General features: G+C 71.5%; 18 protein-coding genes and 1 pseudogene. 8 read left to right on the top strand and 11 right to left on the bottom strand.

What is annotated here, in order from left to right; translation table 11 throughout:
- Window positions 1–57 precede the first annotated feature (57 nt).
- The 8 genes from HJD23_RS38705 to HJD23_RS38670 all read right to left on the bottom strand — a co-directional run bounded on the left by HJD23_RS38705 (window position 58) and on the right by HJD23_RS38670 (window position 7,757).
- Window positions 58–1,518 (bottom strand): APC family permease, encoded by a 1,461-nt coding sequence (locus tag HJD23_RS38705; RefSeq protein ID WP_171107677.1) that lies wholly within the window; start codon window positions 1,516–1,518, stop codon window positions 58–60.
- A 136-nt stretch (window positions 1,519–1,654) separates the two neighbouring features.
- On the bottom strand, window positions 1,655–2,257 hold the full coding sequence (locus HJD23_RS38700; protein ID WP_171107675.1) for a TetR family transcriptional regulator: 603 nt from the start codon (window positions 2,255–2,257) through the stop codon (window positions 1,655–1,657).
- 28 nt (window positions 2,258–2,285) lie between these two features.
- Window positions 2,286–3,131 carry a fumarylacetoacetate hydrolase family protein gene (locus tag HJD23_RS38695; protein WP_171107674.1) on the bottom strand — a complete coding sequence of 282 codons (846 nt, stop codon included), beginning with the start codon at window positions 3,129–3,131 and terminating at the stop codon, window positions 2,286–2,288.
- Window positions 3,124–4,044, bottom strand: coding sequence for a 3,4-dihydroxyphenylacetate 2,3-dioxygenase (locus tag HJD23_RS38690; RefSeq protein ID WP_171107666.1), 921 nt, complete (start codon window positions 4,042–4,044; stop codon window positions 3,124–3,126). The genes HJD23_RS38695 and HJD23_RS38690 overlap by 8 nt, the downstream gene beginning before the upstream one ends.
- On the bottom strand, window positions 4,037–5,503 hold the full coding sequence (locus tag HJD23_RS38685) for an aldehyde dehydrogenase (protein ID WP_171107664.1): 1,467 nt from the start codon (window positions 5,501–5,503) through the stop codon (window positions 4,037–4,039). The genes HJD23_RS38690 and HJD23_RS38685 overlap by 8 nt, the downstream gene beginning before the upstream one ends.
- A 46-nt stretch (window positions 5,504–5,549) precedes the next feature.
- Window positions 5,550–6,356 (bottom strand): acetoacetate decarboxylase family protein, encoded by an 807-nt coding sequence (locus HJD23_RS38680; RefSeq protein WP_171107662.1) that lies wholly within the window; start codon window positions 6,354–6,356, stop codon window positions 5,550–5,552.
- 10 nt (window positions 6,357–6,366) lie between these two features.
- Window positions 6,367–7,566, bottom strand: a complete 1,200-nt coding sequence (locus tag HJD23_RS38675; RefSeq protein ID WP_171107660.1) for an FAD-dependent oxidoreductase — start codon at window positions 7,564–7,566, stop codon at window positions 6,367–6,369.
- 2 nt (window positions 7,567–7,568) lie between these two features.
- Complete coding sequence (locus HJD23_RS38670) at window positions 7,569–7,757, bottom strand: ferredoxin (RefSeq protein ID WP_059420853.1); 189 nt, start codon at window positions 7,755–7,757, stop codon at window positions 7,569–7,571.
- Window positions 7,758–8,101: 344 nt separating this feature from the next.
- Between HJD23_RS38670 and HJD23_RS38665 the strand changes: the two genes are divergently transcribed.
- A complete protein-coding gene (locus HJD23_RS38665; RefSeq protein ID WP_171107658.1) occupies window positions 8,102–9,451 on the top strand; it encodes a glutamine synthetase family protein in 1,350 nt (449 codons plus the stop codon).
- A gap of 33 nt (window positions 9,452–9,484) precedes the next feature.
- A complete protein-coding gene (locus HJD23_RS38660; protein ID WP_171107656.1) occupies window positions 9,485–10,768 on the top strand; it encodes a cytochrome P450 in 1,284 nt (427 codons plus the stop codon).
- A 535-nt stretch (window positions 10,769–11,303) separates the two neighbouring features.
- On the opposite strand, the gene HJD23_RS38655 is transcribed toward HJD23_RS38660, so the two are convergent.
- A complete protein-coding gene (locus HJD23_RS38655) occupies window positions 11,304–11,981 on the bottom strand; it encodes a uracil-DNA glycosylase (RefSeq protein WP_171107654.1) in 678 nt (225 codons plus the stop codon).
- A 221-nt stretch (window positions 11,982–12,202) separates the two neighbouring features.
- On the opposite strand from HJD23_RS38655, the pseudogene HJD23_RS38650 reads away from it, so the two are divergent.
- The 3 genes and pseudogenes from HJD23_RS38650 to HJD23_RS38640 form a co-directional block, all read left to right on the top strand.
- Window positions 12,203–12,508: pseudogene (locus HJD23_RS38650) on the top strand (uracil-DNA glycosylase); the annotation flags it as partial.
- Window positions 12,505–13,512, top strand: coding sequence for a BadF/BadG/BcrA/BcrD ATPase family protein (locus tag HJD23_RS38645; RefSeq protein WP_171107652.1), 1,008 nt, complete (start codon window positions 12,505–12,507; stop codon window positions 13,510–13,512). The pseudogene HJD23_RS38650 and the gene HJD23_RS38645, both read left to right, overlap by 4 nt.
- A gap of 199 nt (window positions 13,513–13,711) precedes the next feature.
- The gene (locus HJD23_RS38640; RefSeq protein ID WP_171107650.1) at window positions 13,712–14,635 is read left to right on the top strand and encodes a hypothetical protein; all 924 of its coding nucleotides are present in this window, start codon (window positions 13,712–13,714) and stop codon (window positions 14,633–14,635) included.
- Between the two features lie 105 nt (window positions 14,636–14,740).
- Here the strand turns inward: HJD23_RS38640 and HJD23_RS38635 are convergent, their stop codons facing one another.
- Together HJD23_RS38635 and HJD23_RS38630 are read right to left on the bottom strand one after the other, a co-directional pair.
- Complete coding sequence (locus HJD23_RS38635; RefSeq protein ID WP_171107649.1) at window positions 14,741–14,986, bottom strand: hypothetical protein; 246 nt, start codon at window positions 14,984–14,986, stop codon at window positions 14,741–14,743.
- A 15-nt stretch (window positions 14,987–15,001) separates the two neighbouring features.
- Window positions 15,002–16,486, bottom strand: coding sequence for an FUSC family protein (locus tag HJD23_RS38630; RefSeq protein ID WP_171107647.1), 1,485 nt, complete (start codon window positions 16,484–16,486; stop codon window positions 15,002–15,004).
- 563 nt (window positions 16,487–17,049) lie between these two features.
- On the opposite strand from HJD23_RS38630, the gene HJD23_RS38625 reads away from it, so the two are divergent.
- The 3 genes from HJD23_RS38625 (at window position 17,050) to HJD23_RS38615 (ending at window position 19,674) form a co-directional block, all read left to right on the top strand.
- Window positions 17,050–18,003, top strand: a complete 954-nt coding sequence (locus HJD23_RS38625) for an expansin EXLX1 family cellulose-binding protein (protein ID WP_171107646.1) — start codon at window positions 17,050–17,052, stop codon at window positions 18,001–18,003.
- Between the two features lie 480 nt (window positions 18,004–18,483).
- Window positions 18,484–18,966: an Lrp/AsnC family transcriptional regulator gene (locus HJD23_RS38620; protein WP_171107644.1), complete on the top strand. Its 483-nt coding sequence runs from the start codon at window positions 18,484–18,486 to the stop codon at window positions 18,964–18,966.
- Window positions 18,967–18,978: 12 nt separating this feature from the next.
- Window positions 18,979–19,674, top strand: coding sequence for an HAD family phosphatase (locus HJD23_RS38615; RefSeq protein WP_171107642.1), 696 nt, complete (start codon window positions 18,979–18,981; stop codon window positions 19,672–19,674).
- Window positions 19,675–19,710: the final 36 nt, after the last annotated feature.

Below are 19,710 nucleotides of genomic sequence, written 5' to 3'. Positions count from 1 at the left end.
GTCCCGCAACCGCGGCCGTCGCCGTCACTCGCCGGCGACCTCCACGGCCCGTCGCCGTCACTCGCCGGCGACCTGCACGGCCCGTCGCCTGACCCGCGCGGCCAGCACGCCCAGGGCCATGACCACGGGGACGGACGCCGCGAGCCACACGGCCGTGGCGCGTTCGCCGCCGATGAGGGTGCTGAAGTTGGCCAGAATCAGCCAGATCGCGCCCGCGAGGCCGAGCGCTCCCAGCAGGGGGGCGATCAGCGTGTTCCACGGGCGGGTGCCCAGGCGTTCACGGCGGAAGAAGACGACGACGGACACGGAGGTCAGCAGGTACAGGAGCATCATCGCCAGGACGGCGACCCCGCTGAACCAGGAGAACAGCGTCAGCACCGGGTCCTTGCCCGCCATCGCGAACGGCATCACCAGCGCCACGGCGACGGCGGTCTGGACACAGCCCGCCACCCAGGGCGCGCGGCGGCGGTTCAGGACGCACAGCCGGCCGGGCAGCAGCCGGTCGCGGCCGAGCGAGAACAGGTAGCGGTTGGCGGAGTTGTGGAAGGCGAGGGTGCCGGCGAAGAGCGAGGTGGCGAGCAGGACGGGCAGGACGTCGTTCACCCAGCCGCCGAACTCCGCCGCGATGGGCGCGAAGACGAACGCGGCCCCGTCCCCGCCCTCCAGCGCCTTGCCCGCGGCCGCGGTGGCCTCCGAGGCGCCGTAGGAGGCGATGAGCATCCAGGACGTCAGGGCGAAGAAGCCGGTGACCACGGCGACCGACAGGTAGGTGGCCCGGGGGACGGTCTTCCTGGGCTCGCGGGCCTCCTCGCCGTAGATCGCGGTGGCCTCGAAGCCGAACATGGACGCCACGGCGAACATCACCGCCACGCCCGGCGCGCCGCTCAGGGCGGCGCCCGGGGAGAAACTGTCGGCGAATCCGAGCCCTTCCGCTCCCCCGCCCTTGACGAGGGCGACCAGCGCGAAGACCGACAGGATGCTGAACTCCGCCAGGACGAACACGGCGAGCACCTTGGCGCCCATCTCGATGCCCGCCGCGCCCAGGGCCTGCACGACGGCCATGGTGGCCAGCGTCCAGACCCACCACGGCAGGTCGAGCCCGGTGTGGCTCGCGACCAAGCCGCTCACGATGGAGCCGTACAGCCCGTACATCGCGGCCTGGATGGTGCAGTACGCGAAGAGCGCGACGCCGGCGCTGCCGGTGCCGGTGGTCCGGCCGAGCCCCTTGCCGATGTAGGTGTAGAAGGCGCCCGCGTCGACGACGTGGCGGCCCATCGCGACGAATCCCACCGAGAACAGCAGGATCACCATGCCCGCCACCAGATAGGCGGCGGGCACTCCGGGGCCGTTGCCGATCGCCACGGCGATGGGGGCCGCGCCGGCGATGCCGGTCAGCGGCGCCTGGGCCGACAGGACGAAGAAGAGGATGCCCAGGACGCCGAGGGCGTTGGGCTTGAGCGTGCCTGGGGTGGGCGTGTCCGGTTCCGTGCGGTGCGGGGAGACCGTCTGACTGTCCACTCGGATCACCTGCCAGAGGGGAGGAAGGATCGTTTCAGGCCAAACGAGTTGCCTCATCGTGGGGTGGAACTATCCGTTTGGCAAGGGGGGTGAGGCGAGGAGTTCCGAGGTTTTACGCGGTCGAGACGTACGGGGCCTACGCCCCGCCGTCCCGCTCCTCGGCGAGGCGGCGCAGCACCGAGCGCAGCTCGTCCAGCGCATCCTCGATGACCTCGCGCTCGCCGAAGACGAGCTGGTGCAGGACGAGGCCCTCCAGCGTGGCGAAGACCATCCGGGACAGGCCCTCGCCCACCGGTCCGGGCAGCATCTGGGTGAGCTCGCGCCGGGTCGCGCCGAAGTACTCGTCGTACAGCGCCCGCAGATGGGCCAGCAGCTCCGGCCGACGGCGGGCCTCCAGCAGCAGCTCGTACTGGAACGCCTGGAGGTCCGGCCCGGAGTCCACCATGTCGGTCAGGCCGACCGAGAAGTCGGCGGCCTTGCCCGTCCCGGGTTCGAGCGCGCTGCTGCTGAGGGAGTGGCGTACGGCGTGGGCGAGGGCCTCTTCGATCAGCGCGTCCCGCGAGCCGAAGTGGTGCACGACGAGCCCGTGGGTGACCCCGGCTTCCTCGGCGACCGCCCGGTAGGTGAGCCTGCGCAGCCCGCCGCGGGCCACCACACGCACGGCGGCCTCCAGCAGGGCCTCGCGGCCCGTGCCGTAGTTCACGCGCTTGCGGGGGCGGCGGCCGGCGGGCTCGGTCATGCAGGCGACCCTACCCGCGCCGACCGCGTCAGCGGCGCGGCGGCCGGATGCCACGGAACTCCCAGTCGCCGCCCAGCGCGGTGGACAGCACCTCCTCCGACTCGGTGGGCTGGGCACCCACGTCCGACCTGATCGGAGTCGGGCCGGTCACGATGTGGTTGGTGAGGCGCCCCAGGCCCTCGACCTCCACCTCCACGACGTCCCCCGGCCGGACGGGGCGCGAGTTGGCGGGCGTGCCGGACAGGAGCACGTCGCCCGGGTACAGGGTGATGGTGCGGGCGATGTCGGCGACGAGGTAGTGCATGTCCCACGTCATCTCGTCCGTCGACCCGTCCTGCACCACCTTTCCGTTGACGTACGTCCGCAGCCGCTTGCCGTGGAAGTCCCAGTCGGTGACCAGGCCGGGGCCGAGCGGGCAGAGGGTGTCGGAGCCCTTGACGCGCAGCATGGAACCGGCGTCCGTGTCGCGGAAGTCGTGCAGGCCGTAGTCGTTGGCGACGGTGTAGCCGGCGATGTACTCCCCCGCCTCGGCCGGGGCGATGTTGCGGGCCGTCTTCCCTATGACGATGGCGACCTCGCCCTCGTAGTTGAGCCACTTGCAGCCCTCGGGGCGGACGATCGCCCCCTTGTGGGCGTTGAGGGCGGAGGTCGGCTTGTGGAAGTACGTGGGGGTGTCGGGCAGGCCGATCCGGAACTCGTCGACGCGGCTGCGGTGGTTGAGGTGGACGGCGATCACCTTGGAGGGGACGACCGGAGGCAGGTGCTGCGCCTCCTCGGTCTTCACACGCCGGCCGTCTCCGGCGACGAGTTCGTCCCCGTCGACGGTGACCTGGACGGCGGCGCCGTCGAGGAGGATGCGGCGGTACTCAGGCATGGGCGGACTCCTGTGCGGGGGTGATGTCTGCGGTCCAGCCGTCGGCCGGGCGGTCGAACCAGAGGTGGACCTGGCCGGTGCCGACGGAGTTCTCGTACTCGCCGTACTGCCGGGCCCGGGCCGTGCACGCGTGCTCGCCGAGGGCGCCGGCCATCATCAGGTAGTGGAAGAACTTGGCCTCGGGCTTGTACTTCCAGAACTCGTCCATGGTGTCGAGGACCTTGTCGTGGCGGCCCTCCTTGAACCAGGCGATGCGCTCCTCGTCGGCCGCGCGGGCCTCGGGGGTGAAGATGTGCACCGGGTCGCTGGCCTCGTGGTCGCGCAGTTCGCGCAGCGGCCAGAAGGTGTGCGAGAGGGCGCCGGAGGCGATGAGCAGGACCCGCCGCCCCGGCGTCGCGGCGATACCGTCGGCAAGCGCCCGCCCCAGGCGCAGATGATCCTCCATGTCGCCGGTCTGGCAGACGCCGATGGTGATCCACCGCTTGTCCGGCAGGCCCTCCCCGAGGAACTTCCAGAGGTTGATGGTGGCGTAGTAGATCGGCAGGTACGCGTCGTCGATCGGGGTGATCCAGGTGCCGTGCTTGTCGGCGAACGAGGCGAGGTTGTGGGCGAGTTCGGGGTCGCCGGGGAAGTCGTACGGCATCCGGCACATGCCGCGGGGCAGTTCCTCGGAGGTGAACAGGCCGGCGCGGCGCGCTTGCGCCGTCACGACGAACTCCACGGTGGTGGCCCAGTGCGAGTCGAGGACGACGACGGTGTCGTAGTCGTCGCGCTCGAAGACGTCCTCGCGGAGCTGCTCCAGGCCGGTGACGAGGGTGATCTCCTTGCCCTCGTTCAGCTCCAGCCGCTCCTGCTTCGGGAGCACGATGGTGGGGACGTGGGCGAGCAGCCCGGCCCCGACGATCTCACCCATGGTCCTGGTTCCATCCCTTCGGGGCGGTGACGGTGTTCTTCAGGTCGCAGTAGAAGTCGAAGCTCCAGGTGCCGCCCTCGCGGCCGACACCGGAGAGGCGGGAGCCGCCGAAGGGGGCCTTGAGGTCGCGGACGAAGAAGCAGTTGACCCAGACCGTGCCCGCGACGAGTCGCGCGGTGACGCGCTCGGCGCGGCCGGGGTCGCCGGTGGCGACCGTGGCGGCCAGTCCGAAGCGGGTGTCGTTGGCGAGGCGGACGGCCTCGTCCTCGGTGGCGAAGGTCTGGAGGGTCAGGACCGGGCCGAAGACCTCCTCCTGGACGATCTCGGAATCCTGGGCGACGTCGGTCAGGAGGGTGGGTGCGTAGTACTGGCCGTCCTTGCGGTGGCCTCCGATGACCGCGCGGGCTCCGGCGGCGAGCGCCCGCTGCACGAACCCGTCGATCTTCTCCAGCTGGCGGGGGTGGATGTTCGGGCCGATGTCGGTGGCCTCGTCGCGCGGGTCGCCCTGCTTCAGGGCCGTGGCCTTCTCGACGAACCGTCGCGTGAACTCCTCGGCGACGCTCTCCTCGACCAGCAGTCGCGTGCCCGCGAGGCAGACCTGCCCTGCGTTGTCGAACTGCTCCACGGCGAGGTCGACGGCCAGGTCCAGGTCGGCGTCGGCGAAGACCAACAGCGGGGACTTTCCGCCCAGTTCGAGGCTGAGCGGCGTGAGGTTCGCGGCGGCGGAGGCCGCGATCCGCCGGGCCGTCGGCACCGAGCCGGTGAAGCTGATGCGGCGTACGTCCGGGTGGGAGGTGAGGGCGTCGCCGATCTCGGCGCCGTAGCCCTGGACCACGTTGAGGACACCGGCCGGCAGCCCGGCCTCGGCGGCGATGTCGGCCAGCAGCGAGGCGGTCAGCGGGGACCACTCGGCGGGCTTGAGGACGACGGTGTTGCCGGCGGCGAGGGCCGGGGCGACCTTCCAGGTGGCCAGCATCAGGGGGGCGTTCCACGGGGTGATCAGCACGCAGGGGCCTGCCGGGTCCCAGCTGACGTGGTTCGTGTGACCGCGCGTCTCGAAGTCCGTGTGCTCCAGCTTCAGCAGCCAGTCCGCGAAGAAGCGGAAGTTGTGGGCGACACGGGGCATGACGCCCCGGCGGTGGGAGCGCAGCAGGGCTCCATTGTCGGTGGTCTCGACGATGGCCAGCTCTTCGAGGCGCTTTTCGACGCCGTCGGCGATGGCGTGCAGGATGCGGGCGCGCTCGGTGCGGGCGGTGGCGGCCCAGGCGGGGAAGGCCTCGCGGGCGGCGGCGACGGCCGCCTCGGCCTCGGCGGGGCCGCCACGGGCGATCTCCCCGAGGACGCTGCCGTCGATCGGGGACGCGTCGGTGAAGGTGTCGGCGGAGGCGACGCGCTCGCCGCCGATCCAGTGGCGGGTGTCGACGGCGACGCCCGCGACGTTGATGGTGTGGTCGGTCATGTCCGGTCTCCAAGTCCTCTCAGCTGTACGGGCGTCTGTACGGGCGTCACTCGGCACCCGAGGTCCCGGACTCCAGCAGCCGCCCGCCGTCCCACACGACCCCCACCTGGCGGTAGTAGGCGGCGATGGGCTCCCGGATCTCCAGCCGGGCCAGTTCCTCCGTGGGCGCCTCGAACAGTTCCAGCGCGGCCTCGCCGACCCACGGCTGACCGCCCTCGAAGGACGCCGCGCCCGACTCGATCAGCTCGTCGAGCGCGAGGCCCTTGCCCTTCTCGATCGACGGCAGCCAGCGGTGGTGGGCCATGGGGTGGGCATTGACGAAGCCGTTGCTCCGCGAGGGCTCCCTGAGCGTCACCACGGCCTGGGCGATACGGCGGTCCGCGGCGGCCAGGGTCGCCCCGAACCGGGCCCCCGCCTCGATACGCGGCGCGGGTCCGAAGGGATGCGGCCGCATCTGGTGGATGGAGCCGAGCTTCTTCGGATAGCCCTGGTGCAGTCCGCGGGCGATCGCGAAGTCCTTGTCGACCCAGATGTAGACGCAGCGCGAGTACGTCCGGCCCCGGTACGTGCAGCGGACGACCGCGAACGCCTCCTTGTACTGGGAGCGCACGGGGTCCAGCAGTTCCTCGCCCGATGCCGAGCAGGACTGCCAGTCGGCCCAGATCAGCGCGACTGCCCCGGGGTCCTCGTCGGCCAACTCAAGGGGCTCGGGCAGCAGTTCGCGCACCCGTGCCGGGTCGGTGCGGTACTCGACGGTGAGCAGGTCGCCGGAGTAGCGCCAGGGCGGGGAGGGGATCAGCGACGAGGCGCCGGTCGCCGTCTTGGGGTGGAAGTAGCCACGGAGACTGGTCACGTGGGGCTCCTTACGCGGTGAGGGCGGGCTGCTTGAGGAGGTCGGCGCGGTAGCGGGCGGCGCCCCGGGCGGCTGCCTGCCCGCCGAGCGCGACGACGCCGACCAGCCGTTCGTGGCGGTGGTAGCCGACGAGGACGTCCCCGTCGTCCGGGTCGCCGTCCAGGACGCGGACGTCGTCGAGGCCGAGCGCGGGCGCGCCGAAGGACTGGAGCCGGAAGTCGTGCTGGTCGCTCCAGAAGGTGGGCAGCGGGGCGAAGGGCGCCAGGTCCGGCTCCGCGCCGACGAGGGCCTTCGCGGCGTGCCTGGCCGAGTCGGTGGGGATCGACCAGTGCTCGACGCGGCGCGGTACGCCGTCGTAGCGGGCGTTGGGGAACCGGGCGACGTCGCCGACCGCGACGACCTCCGACCGGCTGCCGACGCGCAGGTGCTCGTCGGTGAGGACGCCGTCGGTCAGGTCGAGCCCGTTGCCCTCCAGCCACTCGGTGTTGGCGAGGGAGCCGACCGACTCCACCACGACGTCGGCGCAAAGAGTCGTCCCGTCGTTCAGCACGACACCCGTGACGCGGTCGTCGCCGGCGAAACCCGCGACTCCCGCGCCGAGCACGAACCGCACCCCGCGCTCCTCGTGCCGCTTCAGCAGCGCCCGCGCGAGCAGGTCACCGAGCGGTCCCACCATGGGCAGCGGCAGCGGATCGACGACGGTCACCTCGGCGACACCGAGGCCGACGGCCGTCGCGGCGACCTCGCAGCCGATGAACCCGGCGCCGACCACGACCACGCGCACGCCCGGCCGGGTCAGCTCCTCCCGCAGGGCGCGGGCGTCGTCGAGGGTGCGGACGGTGTACCGGCCGGCGCGCGGGCCGGGGCAGCGCAGGCGCCGGGGGCGCGTGCCGGTGGCGACGACCAGACCGTCGTAGGGCATCACCGAGCCGTCGTCGAGCTCGACGGTCCGCTCGGCGAGGCGGGCCGCGACGATTCTGGTGCCCAGGCGCCACTCCACGTCCGCCGCCGACGCCTTCGGCGTGAAGGCCAGGGACGCGAGGGGCGCGCGGCCCGCGAGGACCTCCTTGGACAGCGGGGGCCGGTTGTACGGCATGTGCGGCTCGTCGCCGATCACCGTGAGGGCGCCGGTCCAGCCCGTGGCGCGCAGCTGCTCCGCGGCGCGCAGGCCGCCCAGGGAGGCACCGGCCACGACGATGCGCGCAGCCACGCTCAGTCCTCGATCCGGATGGCCTGGAGCGGGCAGACGTCCGCGGCCTCCTCGACCTCGTCGCGCAGGGCGTCGTCGGGGTCGGGGACGTAGGCCAGGCGACCGTCGTCGTCCATGCGGAAGACGTCGGGGGCGGCGAAGACGCACTGACCGTGGTCCTGGCACTTGTTCATGTCGACGACGACCTTCATGGGCCGGTCCTCCTGAGGGTGAGGGCGTCGAAGCGGAAGGGAAAAGGAGGCCCGGCCGGACATGCGGCCGGGCCCCGGCCGACGGGGTGCGGCGACCACACCCCTAACTCGTTTGGCTTCAAACAAGGTAGGCAGGGGTCAGAGCGTGGTCAATACCTATCCGGATGGATAAATTCTTTCCGCCGCCCTCTTGCGGTCACCCTTCCCCGTACCTACCGTTTGGCATCAAACAACACCCCCGGGACGCCCTCCCTCTCCGCGTCCCGGCCGCCTTCTCCCCACGCCACCCGCCTCCCCGACCCCGCGTCCCGGAGGTGTCCCGACGTCCGCCCGAGGAGACAACGGTGAGCGCTCACGACATCGCAGAAGTCCGCCGCCACATGGACCGGCTCGCCGCCGACGGCATCGACGTGGTCCGGGTGACCTATCCCGACCTCATCGGCACCGACCGGGCGCGGGACGTGCTGCTGGAGGAACTGCCCCGGGCCTGCGCGCACGGGCTGGCCTTCTGCCGGGCCGTCTACCACACCAGCCCGCAGGGCGACGTGGTTCCGGTCGGCGGTGGGCTGGACGCGGGCCTGCCGGACATCTGCGTCCGTCCGGACCTCGACACGCTGGTGGCGCTGCCGTGGGAGCCGGGGGTCGCCGCGTGCCTCGGGGAGGTCGTCGATCCGGCGACCGGTACGCCCGCGCCCGAGTCGCCGCGTGACCTGCTGCGGGCCGTCCTCGCCCGGTGCGCCGAGCACGGGCTGCGGCCGGTGGTCGGACCCGAGCTGGAGTACTACCTGTGCGAGCCGGACGGCGCCGGCGGCTGGCGCCGCTACGCACCCGGCCCCGGCGTCGTCTACACCGCCGGGCTGCGCGCCGACCCCGACAACCACCTGCTGCGGACCCTGCGCCACATACGTGACCTGAACGTGGGCGCGATCAGCGGCAACCACGAGTTCGACGGCGGCCAGGTCGAGATCAACCTGGCGCACTCCGAGGCGATGTCGGCGGCCGACCGCTCCTTCCGCTTCAAGGCCGCGATCAAGGAACTGGCACGCAAGGAGGGCAGGCTCGCGACCTTCATGGCCAAGCCCTTCAACGACGCGGGCGGCTCCGGATTCCACCTCCACCTGTCCTGCGAGAACGACGAGGGCCACAACGCCTTCGACGACCCGGCGGCCCCCTACGGCCTGTCCGCCGGCGCCCGGCACGCGGTCGCCGGCGTCCTCGGCCACGCGCCAGCCCTCGCCGCCCTGCTCAACCCGACCGTCAACTCGTACAAACGCTTCGGCCCGGACACCCTCGCGCCCTGGCTGGTCGACTGGGGGCTGGACAACCGCAGCGCCATGGTCCGCATCCCGCCCGAGCGCGGCTCCGGCGCGCGCCTGGAACTGCGGCTGGGCGACGCCAGCGCCAACCCCTACCTGGCGATCGCCGGGACGGTCGCCGCCGCGCTGCTCGGCTTGCTGGCCGGTGAGGAACCGCCGGCGCCCCTGGAGGGCTACGGCTACGACACGAGCCGGGCCGCTGTGCTTCCGGCGACCCTGTCCGACGCGCTCGACGCGCTGGAGGCGGACACCGCCCTCGCCGACGTGCTCGGCAAGGACTTCACCACCTCCTTCCTCTCCTACAAGCGCGACGAGGTCGCACGCTTCCACCGGCACGTCACCGACTGGGAGTTCACCGAGTACGCCTACCACCTGTGACGCCTACGACCTGTGACGCCGAGGAGCCCCGAGATGACCGAGACCCTGACCCCCGCCGTGCGTGAGCCGCTGCCGCTCGCCGACGTGAACCTCGCCGACCTGGACAACTTCACCGACGGCGTCACTCCCTGGCGGATGTTCCACACCCTGCGCCACGAGGACCCGGTGCACTGGCAGCCGGAGGAGGCGCCCAACTCCGGTTTCTGGGCGGTGACCCGGCACGAGGACATCGTCCGGGTGGACCGCGACCCGGACACCTTCACCTCCACCAGGTTCGTCAACCTGGAAGAGGTCGACGACGACCAGATCAAGAAGCGTGCCTCGATCCTGGAGCTGGACGGGGTCCGGCACCGGGCGCTGCGCAGCCTGATCCAGCGGCAGTTCGGCGCGAGCGTCATAGGCGGCTACACCGATTTCCTGCGCGGGCTGACCGCGAGGACCCTCGACGCCGCGCTCGCCAAGGGCAGCTTCGACTTCGTCAAGGAAGTCTCGGCGGACTTCCCCATCAACGTTCTCGCCCGGCTGCTGGACGTTCCGCCGGAGGACAACCAGAAGCTGATCGACTGGGGCAACCGGATCATCGGCAACACCGACCCGGACTACGCGGACGTGCTGCTGCACAGCGCGGAGAGCGAGCAGTACCGTGATCTGCCGTTCCGCTCCCCCGCCTCCCTGGAAGTCTTCGCCTACGGACGCGAGCTGGCCCGGCAGCGGCGCGGCGGCGACGGCACGGACCTCGTCTCCCGGCTGGTCAACACCACCCCCCGGGACGGAGTCCCGCTGTCCGCGCAGGACTTCGACAACTACTTCCTCCTCCTGGTCGTCGCCGGGAACGAGACCACGCGCCACACCATCTCCCACTCCATGCTGGCCCTCATCCAGCACCCCGAGCAGCTGGCCCGTCTCCAGGAGGACCCCTCACTCGTCCCGACGGCGGTGGAGGAGTTCCTGCGCTGGGCGTCCCCCGTCTACCATTTCCGCCGCACCGCCACGCGGGACGTCGAACTCGGCGGCAAGCGGATCAAGGAGGGCGACAAGGTGGTGATGTGGTTCGCCTCCGGCAACCGTGACGAGGAGGTCTTCGGCAACCCGTACGACTTCGACGTCACCCGCACGGACAACGACCACGTCACCTTCGGCAAGGGCAGCCCCCACCTGTGCCTGGGAAACCTCCTGGCCCGCACCGAGATCCGCATCATGTTCGAGGAGCTGATCCCACGCCTGTCGGCCATCCGCCTGACCGGCGACGCGCCGCGCGTGCGCTCGAACTTCGTCAACGGCATCAAGAAGCTGCCCGTGGAGGTCACGCCGGCCTGATCCTTGCGACAGGCGAATTCGGCCGGAGAGCTGAGATGCCGCCTCGCCGAAGGCCGATGCGGCCAAGGTGGCCCGCCGTGCTGGATCGCCGGTGTCGCCTCCGGCGCGCACGCGGTTCGGCGGCTGTTCATCCTGGACCGCTGCGGCACACCCTGCGGATCCGAGGAACGGGACTGCTCTCCAGGGTGCGGTGCGAGGCGGCGCTGGCCAAGGTCCGTGATCTATTGGACGGCACGACCTCGTTGCAGCAGCGGAGCTGACCCACCGGTGCTCCTGCGCGACGATGTCGCGGCACGTCGCGGCCGGGTTGAAGGCCGACAAGGTCGACGCGGCAACCCTGGCCCACCTGCTGCGCACGGATCTGCCGCCCTGGGCATGGATCGCGCCCCAGCACATCCGCGAGCAGCGGGCCGTGCTGCGCCACCGCGCGCAGCACGTGCGGCTACGCTGGTCAGGGCCGCGCACACGCTGTACCACCAGCAGCCGAAGAAGCCGCCGGCACTTGGCCAGGAGACTCGGCCGCGACGGCCACGCTCTACGGCAGTCGCCAGTCGACCGGCTGGGCGCCCTGCCGCACCAGCAGGTCGTTCGCCCGGCTGAACGGACGTGAACCGAAGAACCCGCGGTCCGCCGACATCGGGGACGGGTGGGCGGACTCGATCGCCGGAAGATCCCCGAGCAGCGGCCGCAGATTGCGCGCGTCCCTGCCCCACAGAATCGACACCAGCGGCGTACCGCGGGCCGCAAGCGCCCTGATCGCCTGCTCGGTGACCTCCTCCCACCCCTTGCCCCGGTGCGCCCCCGGCTTGCGGGGCGCCGTCGTCAACGCTCTGTTCAGCAACAGCACCCCCTGCTCCGTCCACGGCGTCAGATCCCCGTTGGACGGCCGGGGCAGCCCCAAGTCGGAGTGCATCTCCCGGAAGATGTTCTCCAGGCTGCCCGGCAACGAACGCACCTCGGGCGAGACCGCGAAACTCAATCCGATGGCCATCCCCGGCGTGGGGTAGGGATCCTGGCCGACGATCAGGACGCGAACGTCATCGAAGGGCTGCTGGAAGGCCCGCAGGACATTCGCCCCGGACGGAAGGTAGGTCCGGCCCGCCGCTATCTCGGCCCGCAGGAAATCCCCCATCGCCGCGATACGTTCAGCCACAGGTTCAAGAGCCTTCGCCCAGCCTGCTTCAACAAGTTCATACAGAGGTCGTGGTGCCACAGCGCGTCACCCTACTGGCACCCACCGCGGTTCCGCACAAACACAGAAGCCCCCACGCACGGACCCCGCCGCCAACGCTAGTCTTCCTCCTCATCGAGGTCATCGAGCCGGTCCAGCAGATCGCGCAGCCCGTCGCCGGGACGGAGGAGAGCCTGTTGCATCCAGTGATCAAGCCACTCCGCCATGGTCATCGCGCCTCGCCGGCCTCTCGTCGCCCATACCTCCTCAACAGGACGCTCACCACGGCCCCGAGGCGTCCTGGCACGCACCGGGGCAAGGGCTGGGAGGAGGGCACCGAGCAGGCCGTCCGCGCGCCGGCCGCGCGCGGCAAGCCGCTGGTGTCCGTCCTGTGGGGCCGCGACGCGCGCAACCTCCGCCCCCTGCTCGGCGACCTGCCCTCGGTGGAGTCCGCGGACCCCTCCCCCATGTCGGCCGACCGCGGCTTCTTCGGCTCCCGCCCGTTCAGCCGCGCCAACGACCTGCTGATGCGCCAGGCGGGTCAGCCGGTGGACTGGCGTCTGCCGTGACGGGAGCAGGGCCCGGCCCCGCGCCCGAAAGCGCCGACGGTTTCCTCGCCGTTGACTCGGGTGGTTCCGGGCTGCGAGTCGTCGCCGGGCACGTGGAGCGGGGGCCGCTCGCCGTGCGGGAGTCCGGGGTGCCGGTGCGGACGGGTGCCCGGGGGATCGATGCCGGGCATCTGATGGAGCAACTGGTGCCTCTGGTACGGGCCTTGACCGCCGAGGCCGGGGTCCCGGCGCTCGGCACCGCCGCTGTCGGTGCCGCCGGTTTCAGCACGCTCGGTGATGCCCTGCGGGCCGCACTTCCCGGTGCGCTGCGCCGGGAGTGGGGAATCCGGACGGTGGCTCTGGCTGCCGACGCGGTCACCGCGTACGCGGGCGCGCTGGGGTCTCGGCCCGGTGCCGTGGTCGCCGCCGGAACGGGACTGATCGCCATCGGCACCGACCTCACGCGCTGGCGCAGAGCGGACGGCTGGGGGCATCTGCTGGGCGACTGCGGTGGCGGCGCCTGGATCGGGCGGGCCGGGCTGGAGGCCGCGTTGCGCGCGCACGACGGGCGGGAGGGCGGCTCGGCCCGGCTGCTGGAGTGCGCCGAGGAGTTGTTCGGCCCGATGCAGGGGCTGCCCGGCAAGCTGTACCCGCGCCCGGACCGCCCCGCCGTCCTCGCCTCCTTCGCACCCCAGGTGGCGGCCTGCGCCGACGAGGGCGACCCGGTCGCCGTGGGCGTCCTGCGCGCGGCGGCCCGGCACATGGCCGACTCCGCGGCCGCGGTCTGCCCGACGGAAGGTGAGCCCCAAGTGGCCCTCACCGGTGGCCTGTTCAAGATGGGCGCCCCGCTCCTCGTACCCCTGGCGGAGGAACTGGCCGCACGACTGCCGCACGCACAACGGGTCCCCGCCGAGGGCGATCCCCTGCACGGATCGGTGCGGATCGCGACCGAGTTGGCGGCCGGGGCGCTCACTCTGCCGCGTGACGAGAAGATGCTGTGCGTGGTGACCGGACAGGGCGACTGATGCTCCGACTTGTCCCCATCGCTCCGTAATCGCGGTGTGTTCGCTCCGTGTTCGTTCCGGACAAGTCGCCGCTCAGCGCACGGAAACCTGCTGATCACTTCCGACCCGTACGTAACTCATCAGACAAAACCGGACGGATACCGCTCACCTGCCCCCTCCCCGAACAGGGGAGCCCAGTAAGCCAGTAACATGCGGCGCCATGAGCTCCCCCACTGGGCCCGCGTCCGGCCTGCCAGTACGAATGCCGCGCCCCCGCCAGCCCGGGCGGCACCGCCGACCCGAGCCGCTGGCGGCTCCCGAGGGCGCGCCCGCGCTCGTCCTCGCGGTTCCGGGCACGCCCAGCGCCGCCACGCGCAGTCTCGCCGAGGAGGTCGTGAGCATCGCCCGCTCCGAGCTCCCCGGCCTCGACGCCCGGATCGGCTACGTCGACGGGGACGGCTCGGAGTTCCCCACGCTCCAGGCCGTGCTCGCACGCGCCGCCGACGAGCGCACCGCCCGCTACGAGCAGGCGCTGGCCGCCGGGATGGACGTCAAGGAGCCCGACGGCCCGGTCGCCGTGGTGGTGCCGCTGCTGGCCGGTCCGGACAGCGCGCTGCTGCGCCAGGTCCGCCAGGCCGTCATGGACAGCCGGGTCGCCGCCGAGCTGACCGACGTGCTCGGCCCGCACCCGCTGCTCGCCGAGGCCCTGCACGTGCGGCTGTCGGAGGCGGGTCTGGCCCGCGCCGACCGCGCCCGGCTGTTCACCGTGGCCACGGCCGCGGACGGCATCATCCTGGCCTCCGTGGGCGGTGAGGAGGCCGTGCAGGCGGCCGGGATCACCGGCATGCTGCTCGCCGCGCGGCTCGCCGTGCCGGTGATGGCGGCGGCCCTCGACCAGGAGGGCTCCATCGCCTCCGTCGCCGAGCAGCTGCGCTCCTCGGGCTCGCAGCAGCTGGCGCTCGCCCCGTACCTGATCGGCCCCGAGATCGACCCGGGCCTGATCGAGGAGGCCGCGAAGGAGGCGGGCTGCCCCGCCGCCGAGGCGCTCGGCCCCTACCCGGCGATCGGCAAGCTCGCGCTGGCCAAGTACACGACGGCGCTGGGCATCGCCCCGCAGCAGCCGCAGGGTGCGCCGGTGCGCTGAGTTCCGCCGCACAACCAGTCATACGACCGAGGGCCCACTCCGCACGCCGGAGCGGGCCCTCGGCCTTGCGAGCCGTTGGCGGCGACTGTCAGCTGTCCAGCACCGTCAGCACGCCGCTCGCGGCGTCCACGGCCGGTCACGGAGCCAGTCCGCGCGGATCTCAGGCCCGGCCAGCGGCAAGCCGGACGGTGTGCGCAGGGGCGTGGCGAGTTCCGCGAGGGCGCGTTCTAGGCCGTACAGGTGGGCGAAGGCCGGTTCGGTCGCGGGCGGCTCGGGTGCGAGGGTGGCGGCCCGCTGCGTCGTACCGTCCGTGAGCGCCTCCACCGCGCCCTGCACCCGCCAGTGAGCCACCAGCAGCCAAGATCCTCAACGAGCGGAAAGCGGCATCGCCAGCTCCGACAGAGCCTTCTCCAAGCCACGCAGATGCACCAGGGCCGACTCCGTGCCGTCCTGCTGAGGCGTCTCGCCGCTGGCGGGCGCCACTCGCCTGCGCCCCAGGTCGCTGACAGTGAGTGCTTCCACTGCTGCCTCGACGCGCCAGCAGGCAGCGGCCAGACGGGCGTCGTGCGACGCGACAGGATCGGCGGCAACGGACACCAGACCCCGCACTTCGCGGGCGCAGTCGTCGAGCAGCTCAATGACCTGGCGGGCACGGGCCTTCCGAGCACGAAAGGGAGTCAAAGGGTGCATCAACGGGGCGAGAGCCATCCGTACGCGGCCGAGCAACAGTTCCAGTTCGGCGGCGTGCGGGGCAGGGTCGGCCTTCGGGTCTCCAGCGAGGCGAGCGGTCGCTTCGGCGGTGGCCGCGTGGACGCAGTGCAGTGCCCGCTGGATCCAGGCATTGTTCGTGGCGTGCGTGGTGACCGGCAGGACGAGGGCCACGGCCAACGCGGCACACAGTGCGCCCACACCGGTCTCGGCGAGACGGAGCCCGAGCAGGCCGGGGTCCAGCACGCCCAGCAGGCCGTAGAGCAGGCTGACCATAACCGTCACTGCCAGCATCATCCAGGAATACGAGACGGCAGCGGTGTAGAAGATGCCGAAGACACAGACGGCAACCAGGGCTGCCGTCGGCGCGGGCGCGCCATACAGCGGGATGGCGACCAGCAGACCGACGGCGATACCGATCACAGTTCCGACGACCCGGCGGAAACCGCGGACCAGGGTTTCGCCGCGGGAAGCCGTGTTGACGAAGATCCACCAGACAGTACCGACGGCCCAGTACCAGCGCTCTTCGGAGAGCAGCTGCCCGACGAGAAGCGCGAGAGTCGAGGCAGCAGTGGCCTGGAAGGCTTGCCGGGTGGTGGGCTGCGCCAGTCCGCTGCCGGGCAGGGCCGGCGGGGCTGCCGCGGGTGGGTTGTGGCGCTCGATGGGCCAGAGCACGAAGCGCGTGGCGCCGGCCGCGAAGAGGGCGAGGCCCACGGCGGTGTACAGCTCGGGCAGCTGAGCGGGAACCGCGTGCAGGAACTGCGTGATGAAGAAGTTCATGAACGCGAAGATCCCGAGCGCGTGGCCCCGCGGGCCCCAGCGGCGGGCATAGACCCCACAGAAGACGACGGCCAGGAACGCGGCGTCACGGGCCGGGGTGATGCCGTGCAGTGTGGTGGCAAGCGCCAGCACGGGGAATCCGGCGAGGGGAAGCAGAGCGGTGGTGATCCGCTGGTCACGGACGGTCGCATCGGTGACCGTGAAGAGGGCGAGCAGCGCCGCGAGCCCTCCGGTGATCGATGCGGTGAGCGACAGCCCGCAGAGTTCGGAAACGGCGACGGCGGAGGCGACACCGATGACAGCGCGGGTCGCGTTCCGCAGCCTCAAGCGCCCCGGGTCCGGAGCCACGAACAACCTCTTCACGGCGGTGAGCCGCCCCCCTTGCGGTGGTACGCGTCCCGCCCACGATCGTCCCGGGTGGCGGACAACAAGCAGGCACGACGAAGGCACCGCGGTCCGGACCCGGCCTCGTCGCCGTCCGGCGCTACGCGGCGCCGCAAGAACATGGATGGGACAAAGACAACCACCCCAAGGCCCACTGGCTCAACTGTCGCCTCATTGACTGTGCCAATGGCACAGCTGATCAGCTGCGATGTCGGCCGTTGGGAGGCCAATGGATCAGAATTCACCCAAGCCCTGGGCCGTAGGTGGCCTACTCCGTCCGAGGAAGGTCATGGGTGCTCCTTCACCACGTCGGTCTTGTTCTTGTTGAACGCCTCCGAGTACGACGGGCGGCCGGGCCGGTGCCGGGCGGCTCCCTGGGACGGCGGCACCAACCAGCAGTAGCAGGTCATGCTGCGCCACAGGCCGGATCCGCCTTCCCGCCCAACGCGACCACGCCCCGGTGAGAAATCGACGGCAACCTTTTCGTCTCGTGCGGTCACTGAACAGTGCACCATCGGCTCGATCTTCCGAACGGACGGGTAATGACGACAGCGAGGCAGGCCGCGAGGCAGCGCAGACGCAGACGCAGGCTCATGCTGGGCAGCGCGGTGGCGGTGACCGCCGCGGGCGTTCTCGCCTACCTGGTCATGGGGTTGCTCCCCGACCGGGAGGAGGAGGCTGGGCCCACCGCAGCATCGCCCGTCGCCACCACCCAGGTGAGGGCTACCACCCCGCCCGACACGAGCACCCCGACCCCGTCGGGGACGCCGACCGCGAGCAGCAGTTCGAGTCCGACGGCCACCGCGAGCACCGCGTCGGCACGACCGTCGGCCACGGGCACCCCGCGGTCCCCGCGAACCGCGTCCACCACGGCATCGTCGGCGGGGCGGATCCGGCCCGGCACCACCTACACCGGGGTCGCCACCTCCTACGAGGCCGCGGACGGGGACGGCGCCTGCCTGTTCGGCCCGAGTCCCGACCTCATGATCGCGGCCATGAACACCACTGACTACGAGACGTCCAGGGCATGCGGCGCGCACGTGCTCGTCCGCGCGGCCAACGGCAAGTCGATCACGGTACGGATCACCAACGAATGCCCCCTGCCCTGCGCTCCCGGGCAACTCGACCTCAGCCAGGAGGCCTTCGCCAAGCTCGCCGACCTCGAGGTCGGCCGGATCCCGATCACCTGGCAGCTGCTGAGCCCCAGCACCTCCGAGACGATGTCCATCAGATACAAGACCGGGTCCAGCGCCTATTGGTGCGGCATCCAGGCGATCGGCCACCGGAACCCGGTCGCGCGTCTGGAGGTCAGGACCGGTGGCGGCTGGCGGCAGTTGCCGCGCACCGAATACAACTACTTCCTTTCCGCCGACGGCAGCGGGTGCGGCAAGGCGATAAGGATCACGGACATCTACGGAGAACGACTGACCATCACCGGGGTCGCGGTGCGGCCGAACGTGGTGCAACCGACCGGGGTCCAGTTCGCCCGGCACTGACCCGCCCTCCGCCCGCACGCCTTTCCCACAGGACCGACGGATCGACGAGGCGGCGAGAAGGGGATCCACGAGGTGCTGGATCGCCTCCGCGGGCGCGGCATGGTCGGCTTCACCGGCCGCGTCATCGGCATGTACGCATCCGAAGGCACGGTCCACTTCGACTGGTTCGACTACGAGCCTCTGGAGCGCTGAACCGGCCCGCTCCCCTGCCGCACCGCCGGCTGTGGCAGGCGGTGGTGCCTCGCCGCCACCTGCCCACGGGTCGGACCACCCCACACGACCGACTGAAAGGCGCACACGATCACGGAAAGACACGCTCGAGCAAGGGCCACCCGGCTCGCTGGGCCATTGGCACACCATCGATCGCCACCCCGATCCGCCACCGGGCCGACGGGCCACGTCGGACGGTCCACTCCCTGAGCGCTTGGGTGAGCCATTGGTACAGTCGACGCTGATCACCGACGGAGGAGGCCGGGCGCCATGGCCGTGGACGAGCTGGACACCCGCATCCTGCGCCTGCTGCTGGAGCAGCCGAGAACCAGCGTTCGCGAGTACGCCCGCATCCTCGGCGTCGCCCGCGGCACGCTCCAGGCCCGTCTGGACCGGCTGGAGCGCGACGGTGTGATCACCGGCACCGGTCCGACGCTCTCCGCCGCCGCCCTCGGCCACCCGGTGCTGGCGTTCGTGCACATCGAGGTCACGCAGGGTCGCCTGGACGAGGTGGGCGACGCCCTGGCCGCCGTACCGGAGATCGTCGAGGCGTTCTCGATCACGGGCGGCGGCGATCTGCTCACCCGGGTCGTGGCGCGCGACAACGAGCACCTCGAAGATGTGATCCAGAAGCTGATCAGCCTGCCCGGAGTCGTGCGCACCCGCACCGAGGTGGCACTGCGCGAACGCGTCCCGCACCGGCTGCTGCCGCTGGTGGAGTCGATCGGCCGGACGGCGCGAAGCAGACCTTGACATCATGACGCGATGAGCAACCTCGGCATCTTCTCGATCATCTTCGATCTCGACGGAACGCTCGTGGACAGCGAGCCGAACTACTACGAAGCGGGTCGACTGACCCTCGCCGAGCACGGCGTGCCGGAGTACACCTGGGCCGAGCACGAGCGGTACATCGGCATCAGCACACTGGACACGATCATCGACTGGCGGCGGCGCTACGACCTGCGCGCCCCGGTGGCCGAGCTCCTCGCCGCCAAGAACCGCCGCTATCTGGAGCTCGCCCGCGCCCGCACGCGCGCGTACCCGGAGATGCGGACGTTCGTGGAGCTGCTGGCCACCGAGGGCGTGCCGATGGCCGTGGCGTCGGGTTCCTCGCCGGAGGCGATCGCGGCGGTCCTGGCCGGTACGGGTCTGGACGCGCACCTGCGCACCCTGGTCTCGGCCGACGAGGTCGCCCACGGCAAGCCCGCTCCCGACGTCTTCCTGGAGGCCGCCCGCCGCCTCGGCGCACGCCCCGCCGACTGCGTGGTCGTCGAGGACGCGGCTCCGGGCGCGGCCGCCGCCCACGCGGCCGGGATGCGCTGCATCGCCCTCCCCTATGTCCCGGACCAGGCGGACGGCCCCGAGTTCGCGACCGCCGACCTGCTGGTGCGGGGCGGGCAGGCGGAATTCACGGCACGAGCGGCGCACGACTGGCTCACGCGCACGGCCCGCACCGCCTGACCACTCTCGCTCAGGAAATCACCGTCGAACGCGTCA

It is taken from the genome of Streptomyces sp. Z423-1 (assembly GCF_013009255.1).
Taxonomy (GTDB): Bacteria; Actinomycetota; Actinomycetes; order Streptomycetales; family Streptomycetaceae; genus Streptomyces; species Streptomyces gossypiisoli.
This window is presented reverse-complemented; position numbering and strand designations above follow the sequence as displayed.

Excerpts from the sequence above, each read along its gene's own strand:
- HJD23_RS38695 (WP_171107674.1), bottom strand. The coding sequence starts at position 3,131 with ATGCCTGAGTACCGCCGCATCCTCCTCGACGGCGCCGCCGTCCAGGTC.
- HJD23_RS38690 (WP_171107666.1), bottom strand. The coding sequence starts at position 4,044 with ATGGGTGAGATCGTCGGGGCCGGGCTGCTCGCCCACGTCCCCACCATC.
- HJD23_RS38620 (WP_171107644.1), top strand. The coding sequence starts at position 18,484 with ATGGCCGTGGACGAGCTGGACACCCGCATCCTGCGCCTGCTGCTGGAG.
- HJD23_RS38625 (WP_171107646.1), top strand. The coding sequence starts at position 17,050 with ATGACGACAGCGAGGCAGGCCGCGAGGCAGCGCAGACGCAGACGCAGG.
- HJD23_RS38615 (WP_171107642.1), top strand. The coding sequence starts at position 18,979 with ATGAGCAACCTCGGCATCTTCTCGATCATCTTCGATCTCGACGGAACG.
- HJD23_RS38640 (WP_171107650.1), top strand. The coding sequence starts at position 13,712 with ATGAGCTCCCCCACTGGGCCCGCGTCCGGCCTGCCAGTACGAATGCCG.
- HJD23_RS38670 (WP_059420853.1), bottom strand. The coding sequence starts at position 7,757 with ATGAAGGTCGTCGTCGACATGAACAAGTGCCAGGACCACGGTCAGTGC.
- HJD23_RS38660 (WP_171107656.1), top strand. The coding sequence starts at position 9,485 with ATGACCGAGACCCTGACCCCCGCCGTGCGTGAGCCGCTGCCGCTCGCC.
- HJD23_RS38685 (WP_171107664.1), bottom strand. The coding sequence starts at position 5,503 with ATGACCGACCACACCATCAACGTCGCGGGCGTCGCCGTCGACACCCGC.
- HJD23_RS38700 (WP_171107675.1), bottom strand. The coding sequence starts at position 2,257 with ATGACCGAGCCCGCCGGCCGCCGCCCCCGCAAGCGCGTGAACTACGGC.